The sequence below is a fragment of the Actinosynnema sp. NPDC059797 genome, from assembly GCF_042732085.1.
Taxonomy (GTDB): Bacteria; Actinomycetota; Actinomycetes; order Mycobacteriales; family Pseudonocardiaceae; genus Actinosynnema.
The window spans coordinates 1-5,843 of sequence record NZ_JBHWIE010000414.1 but is presented as its reverse complement, the minus strand read 5'-3'; the positions used below and the strand labels follow the sequence as shown (position 1 = coordinate 5,843).

The 5,843-nt window shown below is 75.4% G+C and carries 6 protein-coding genes; 3 read left to right on the top strand and 3 right to left on the bottom strand.

Annotated features, from left to right (window positions below; translation table 11 throughout):
* The 3 genes from ACFV4N_RS38660 to ACFV4N_RS38650 all read right to left on the bottom strand — a co-directional run.
* The coding region (locus tag ACFV4N_RS38660) for a flavin-containing monooxygenase (RefSeq protein WP_499677646.1) at positions 1-1,069 on the bottom strand (1,069 nt) is incomplete at its 3' end.
* A gap of 161 nt (positions 1,070-1,230) precedes the next feature.
* Positions 1,231-1,608 (bottom strand): hypothetical protein, encoded by a 378-nt coding sequence (locus ACFV4N_RS38655; RefSeq protein WP_499677645.1) that lies wholly within the window; start codon positions 1,606-1,608, stop codon positions 1,231-1,233.
* Between the two features lie 149 nt (positions 1,609-1,757).
* A complete protein-coding gene (locus ACFV4N_RS38650) occupies positions 1,758-2,153 on the bottom strand; it encodes a bacteriophage spanin2 family protein (protein WP_499677644.1) in 396 nt (131 codons plus the stop codon).
* Between the two features lie 128 nt (positions 2,154-2,281).
* Between ACFV4N_RS38650 and ACFV4N_RS38645 the strand changes: the two genes are divergently transcribed.
* From ACFV4N_RS38645 to ACFV4N_RS38635, 3 genes are all read left to right on the top strand, one after another.
* A complete protein-coding gene (locus ACFV4N_RS38645; protein WP_499677643.1) occupies positions 2,282-2,707 on the top strand; it encodes a hypothetical protein in 426 nt (141 codons plus the stop codon).
* 153 nt (positions 2,708-2,860) lie between these two features.
* Positions 2,861-4,270 carry a hypothetical protein gene (locus ACFV4N_RS38640; protein ID WP_499677642.1) on the top strand — a complete coding sequence of 470 codons (1,410 nt, stop codon included), beginning with the start codon at positions 2,861-2,863 and terminating at the stop codon, positions 4,268-4,270.
* Positions 4,267-5,415 (top strand): ARPP-2 domain-containing protein, encoded by a 1,149-nt coding sequence (locus ACFV4N_RS38635; protein ID WP_499677641.1) that lies wholly within the window; start codon positions 4,267-4,269, stop codon positions 5,413-5,415. Before ACFV4N_RS38640 ends, ACFV4N_RS38635 begins: the two co-directional genes overlap by 4 nt.
* Positions 5,416-5,843: the final 428 nt, after the last annotated feature.

Genomic DNA, 5,843 nt, shown 5'->3' with positions numbered 1-5,843 from the left:
CGTCGAGCCGCTCGCGGTCCTCGGGCGTGAGGTCGCCGTGCGCGTTGGTCGGGATCAGCTCGCGCAGCAGCCGGGCGCTGCCGGTCCAGCCGTCGGCCACCAGGTCCTCCCCGACCGGCTCGCCGGTGACGACCGAGAGGAAGTTGTCCCGGCGGCGGCGCTGCCAGCCGGCGGTCAGCGACCCGGCCCAGGCCGGGTCGGTGGGCCGGTTGCCGCGCACGTCGACCGAGGAGGGGGTGCGCTGGAACACGTGCAGGTGCCGCGCGTCGCGGCCCAGGTGCGGCACGACCTGGATGGCGGTCGCGCCGGTGCCGACGAGCCCCACCCGCTTGTCGGCGAGCCCGACCAGGCCGCCGTTCGCGTCGCCGCCGGTGTAGCCGTAGTCCCAGCGGCTGGTGTGGAACGTGTGGCCGCGGAAGGTCTCGATGCCGGGGATGCCCGGGAGCTTGGGCTTGCTGAGCGTGCCGCTCGACACCACCGCGTAGCGCGCCCGCATCCGGTCGCCGCGGTCGGTGGAGACGATCCACTCGGCCGCGGCCTCGTCCCAGTCCAGCTCCGTGACGCGGGTGCGGAAGCAGGCGTCGCGGTAGAGGTCGAAGTGCCGCCCGATCGCCCGCGCGTGCTGCCGGATCTCGTCGCCCGGCGCGTACTTCCACCGGGGGACGTAGCCCAGCTCTTCCAGCAGCGGCAGGTAGACGTAGGACTCGATGTCGCAGTGGATGCCCGGGTAGCGGTTCCAGTACCAGGTGCCGCCGAAGTCGCCGCCGTCGTCGATCACCCGGATGCCCTCGACGCCCGCCTGGCGCAGGCGCGCGGCGGCGAGCAGTCCGCCGAACCCGCCGCCGACGACCGCCACCTCCACCCTGTCCAGGAGGGGTTCCCTGGTGAGCGGGCCGTCGACGTAGGGGTCCTCGGCGTAGTAGCCGAAGCCGCCCTCGGCGGACCGGTACTGCGCGTTGCCGTCCGGCCGGAGGCGGCGGTCCCGCTCCGCGCGGTACCTGGCGCGGAGGGCGTCCGGGTCGAAGCCGAGGTCGTGGCGGTCGACGGGCCGGGTGCTGGGGGTGGGCATGCGTGCCTCTCTGCGGGTGCGCGGGACTGGCGGGCCGGGTGTCGATCCCTCCCGGCGACCCAGCTAAGCGAACCCCCGCAGTTTGAGTCAAGCGACTGACTTAAAAGCGCAGGTGATGGCGACCAGTGACGGCACGGCTCCGGTGCGTGACGAGAGCGGCGTCAGCCTGCGGCCGGGAACCTGGCCAGGGTCAGCTCGGCCGCCCGCGCGGCCCGCTCCCGCCCCCGCCGCACCACCGGCGGCACGGCGAACAACATGATCAGCAGGAACACGGCCAGGGAGCCCCGGGAGAGCGCGGCGAACCAGTGGTCCGGCACGCTCAGCGCGGCGGAGAACAGGTTGAGCGCGGCGGCCAACCCGATGAGGACCCGGAACGCGGTCGCCGGGAACGGCGTCGCCAGCACGCCTTCCACGGCCTCCAGCAGCGGCCGGACCAGGGCGGGGTCGCCCACCGGCTCACCTCGCCGCAGCGCCCCGCGCACGGCGCGGCGCTGCTCTCGCCCCAGCCCCCGGAACGCCTTCGACCCCCGCAGCCCCACGGCACCCTCCCCCGTCGTGATCGAGCCGATCGGGACTACCCGGCCGACCGCCACCTCACGCCCGCTCACCCGCCGGCGGGCCGCGTCCGTCCGATGTGGACGGCGAGGGCCGCCCGGAACGGGGTGCGCCCCGGGCGGCCGGTCGGGTGTCAGCCCGCGCAGGCGCTGGTCAGGGCGGCCACCTGCGCGGCCCTGGTCTCCAGCCACTGGGCGGGCCCGCTGACGAGGTCGTCCAGCGTCACCGCGGTCAGGGTGGCCGCCAACGCGGTGATGGCCTCGTTGAGCGTGGTGTTCGCGGCGTCGTTCGCCAGGTCGGCCAGCGCCGACCCGGCATCGTGCGCCCGGTCGAGCGCCACCTCCGGCGCCGCGACGTCGACGTCCACCGCGGCCTGGGACAGGGCGTCGGTGCAGAGCTGGACCGTGTTGGCGGTGTTGGCGACCGCGGCGGCCGTGTCCGAGGCCTCCTGGAGCGTCCCGCAGGCGCTCAGGGCCGCGACGGCGGTCAGGCCGGTGATGATCGTGGCGAGTCGGGTTGCGGTGCGCATGGGCTCGTCCTTCCCGGTCGAGAACCGTCACTTGTCAAGACGCCCGGCACCCGTCGGGGTTGCCCGCCGGGGACGGCCACTTGCCCCGGTGACGCCCTCGCTGGGATGGTGGGGCAGGAGGTGCCTCGATGTCGGTTGGCGCGTTGACGGGGATCTGCGTCGCTGCGTTCGTCGCCGCGGCGGCGTTCTTCTACTCCCGCGGCCGGACGACCGCGGCGTCGCCCGTCGGTCGGGTGCTGCGGTGGCTCGCCTTCGCGGGCACGGTCGGCATCGCGGTCGCGGCCCTGCCCGTCGCACTGGCCGACGCCGAGAACGCGGTGGTCCTGGCCATGCTGGCGGCGCCGGTGCTGCTGGGGCTGCTGGTGGTGATCGCGGACGCGGCCGGGCGGGCGGTCGGGGCCACCACCGCGATCGCGGCGCCGCTGATGCTGCTCTGGGGCGTGTTCCTGGCCTCGTTCCTCACCCCCTTCTTCGTGTTCCCCGCGCTGCTGCTCGGCGCGGCGGCGATCACCTCGATCCGCCCGCGCGGCACGCGTCAGGCGGCCGGGGCGTAAAACGCGTTCGCCGGCCCGCCGCGCCTTGTTAGGCTCCGCGGACGCCGGGCGCGGGACTCCGGTGCGACTTCCGGAACCCGCCTTTGCAGCGATGATTCGCAGTTCGCACCCCCATTCCCCGTCCGGCGCCCACCATCTACGAACGGGTGCCCGATGGACCGCCTCGCCGCCGAGGACATGCTGCTGTTCGTCAACGCGGCGATCACCGCCACGGGGCAGCGCGAGTTCCGGCAGGACGCGCTCGGGCAGCGCCTGTCGCTGGAGTTCCTGCACGAGTACATGGCGGTCAACTACCGGGACCTGTACGCCGCCGCGCTCGCGCTCGACGTCAACGACCACAACGCGGCGCTGATCGCGCTCCGGCTGCTGGCCACCCCCGGCGACGCGTCGGCCGAGCAGCGGCGCGTGGAGGGGCGGCTGATCGCCGCGCGGCTGCGCGCCCTGCCGCCGCAGCGCGTCTACCGCCTGTTCCGCGACCTGCGCCGGGCCCGGGTGAACAACCGGCGCACGCGCGCCCTGATCCGCGACTGGCTCGCCGCGCGGCCCGACCCGGCGTTCGACGCGGTCAAGTACCGCGCCGGCGTGAAGGCGGCGCTGCGCCACGCCCACCTGGCGCCCGCGGGCGACGAGTTGGGGCCGTTCCTGTTCGCCCCGGCCGGCCGCGCCCACTACGCGACGCCGCTGCTGCGGTCCTGGCGGCGGGCGCACTACGAGAAGGCCGCCCTGTACGAGCTGCCCTACACCGTCGCCGAGGGCTTCGCGGCCCGGCACGGCATCGACCGCGCGAAGTTCCTGGAGCGGATCGCGCCGCGGCTGACGCAGGTGGAGCGGCTGCGGCTGCAGGGCGCGGCCGATCGGGAGGGGGTCCGCGCGGTGGCCGCGGACCTGGCGACGATGCCGCTGACCCGGCTGGCCGGCTACGTGCTGTCGCTGCCGGTCCCCGAGCGCGTGGCGCGGCGCGGCGAGCTGACCTCCGCCCTGCGCGCGGCCGCCCGCCGGGCCTGCGGGCCGGACGCGGGTCGGTGGGGGCGCGTCGTCGCGGTGCTGGACGACAGCTTCTCCACCTCGGGCTCGGGGCAGAAGCGCCGCCGCCCGCTGGTCGTCGCGCTCGCCTGCCACCACCTGCTGGAGGCGCTGGCCGGCGAGTACGTCGCGCTGTGGACGTCCGGGCGCGCGGACGCCCTGCTGGCGCACCCGCACGGCGTGACCCCGCTGGGCGACCGGGTGCTCGACGCGCTGGAGCACGGGCCGGAACGCCTGGTCATCGTGTCCGACGGGTGGGACAACGCGCCGCCCGGCCTCGCCGCCGAGGTGCTGCGCGCGTGGCGGATCCGGCTGGACCCGGACCGGAGGGTGAGCGCGGTGCACCTCAACCCGGTGTACGACGCGGACACCTACACCGCCCTCCGCCTCACCCCCGAGGTGCCCACCGTCGGCGTGCGCCGGGCCGAGGACGTGCCGGCCCTGGTCGGCTTCGCCCGGCTCGCCGAGGGCACCACCGGCCTGGACGAGCTGCGCGCGCACCTCGCCGACCGCGTCGCGCGCTTCCTGGAGGAGCGATGAGCGCACGCCTCGACCTGACCGGCCTGACCGCCGCGCCCTCCCAGGTGTGGGGCGGTGTCCGGCTCGTGCCGCTGGTCCGCGACGAGCCGATCACCGACCTGCGGCTGCACGCCGAGCTGCACGGCGACGGCCTCGGCGTCGTCCCCGTGGGCCGCAGGACCGGGTACTGGTCGTACATCCCCCACGCGTTCGTGGCCACCTGGTCCGGCGACGACGGCCCGGCCGCCGCCTACGGCACCTCCCTCGGTCCCGCCGGCGGGCACGGCGCGCCGCCCCGCGTGCCGGTGCGCGTCCACCGGCGGATGGCCGGCCGCGCCGGGCGCGGCAAGCTCCGCTTCCTGCCGGTGCACCTGGCCCTGGAGGGGTACCTCGCGCTGCACTTCGGCGGCCCGTCGGTGGTCTGGGACGAGTGGTCGCAGCGGGCCGTCCGGAACGGCCTGTCGCCGCGCGAGGAGCAGGCGTACGCGGGCACCGACGTGCGGGACCTGGCGGACGCGCTGAAGGTCTTCGAGATCCACCCCGGCCAGTGCGGCGTGGTGGTGCACGTCGCCGACTCCCTCGCCGCGGCGTTCGTCGTGCCGCACCCGGACGACTACCGCGCCCTGCACGCCACCCTCGTGCAGGACCTGTACGGCGAACTCGTCCACCACTACGCCACCTACGCCGCGCCGGTGCCGGAGTTCCGCGCGCGTGTGGACGACGCGTACGTGCGGTCGCTGGCCGACCTGCGCGCCGCCGCCGGGCGGCAGCGCGCGGAGTGGAGCCGGTTCCACGACGGCACCATGGCGGCGGGCCTGCTCGACGCCACGTACTCGGTGCGCCGCGTGCACCGCCTGGGCGACTACGCGCTGTCCCGCTTCCTGCCCGCGTTCCGGCCGCGGCGGGAGAACCACATCGGCGAGCTGATCACCGACCACCGGGGCCGCACCGCCTACCTCAAGACGTTCCGGCTGTCGGAGGCCCAGGTGCGCCGGGGCCACCTGCTCAGCAGGCTGGGCGACCACGACTGGCACCTGCCGAGCGCCGCCGGGGCGCTGGGGCTGACCGAGGCCCAGCTCGGCCTGCGCCTGGACTCGGCGGGCCTGGGTTTCCTGCTGCGCGAGGACGTGCTGGCCCGTTACCGCGCTTCGAAGATCAACGGGTGAGTTCCGCGACCGTCCACTACGGACCCGCTGCGGCACCCCGAAGCCCCGGGGGACCCGGCGGGACGCCCGCGCCCGTCCCGCCGGGCCGAGGGACGCTCGCCTCGTCGGCGGGTTCGCACCAGGTCACGCGCGAGGGGCGGCCGTCCGAACGCCGCCGGCGGCACACCCGTTCGCGGTAACGCGGGCACCGTAGCGAGCCGTGGACGAACCGGACATCGCTCCCGCGGACCGCGGTTAGTCTCCAGGCGGCCGGACCGCGGTGGGACGCGGTCGTGCGGCCACCGACACCGTCGAAGGGGGACGCGGTGGGACAGGCTGATCTCGCCCCGCAGATGAAGCAGTACGAGGATTTCGCGGGCGGCGACGTGCGCTGGCTGCCCTACCTGGTGTTCTTCAACCGCACCGACTACCGCTCGCCGGTGCTCAAC

What these genes read in the sequence shown, in the direction of transcription:
- ACFV4N_RS38650 (WP_499677644.1), bottom strand. Translation starts at nt 2,153, where the DNA reads ATGCGCACCGCAACCCGACTCGCCACGATCATCACCGGCCTGACCGCC.
- ACFV4N_RS38645 (WP_499677643.1), top strand. Translation starts at nt 2,282, where the DNA reads ATGTCGGTTGGCGCGTTGACGGGGATCTGCGTCGCTGCGTTCGTCGCC.
- ACFV4N_RS38640 (WP_499677642.1), top strand. Translation starts at nt 2,861, where the DNA reads ATGGACCGCCTCGCCGCCGAGGACATGCTGCTGTTCGTCAACGCGGCG.
- ACFV4N_RS38635 (WP_499677641.1), top strand. Translation starts at nt 4,267, where the DNA reads ATGAGCGCACGCCTCGACCTGACCGGCCTGACCGCCGCGCCCTCCCAG.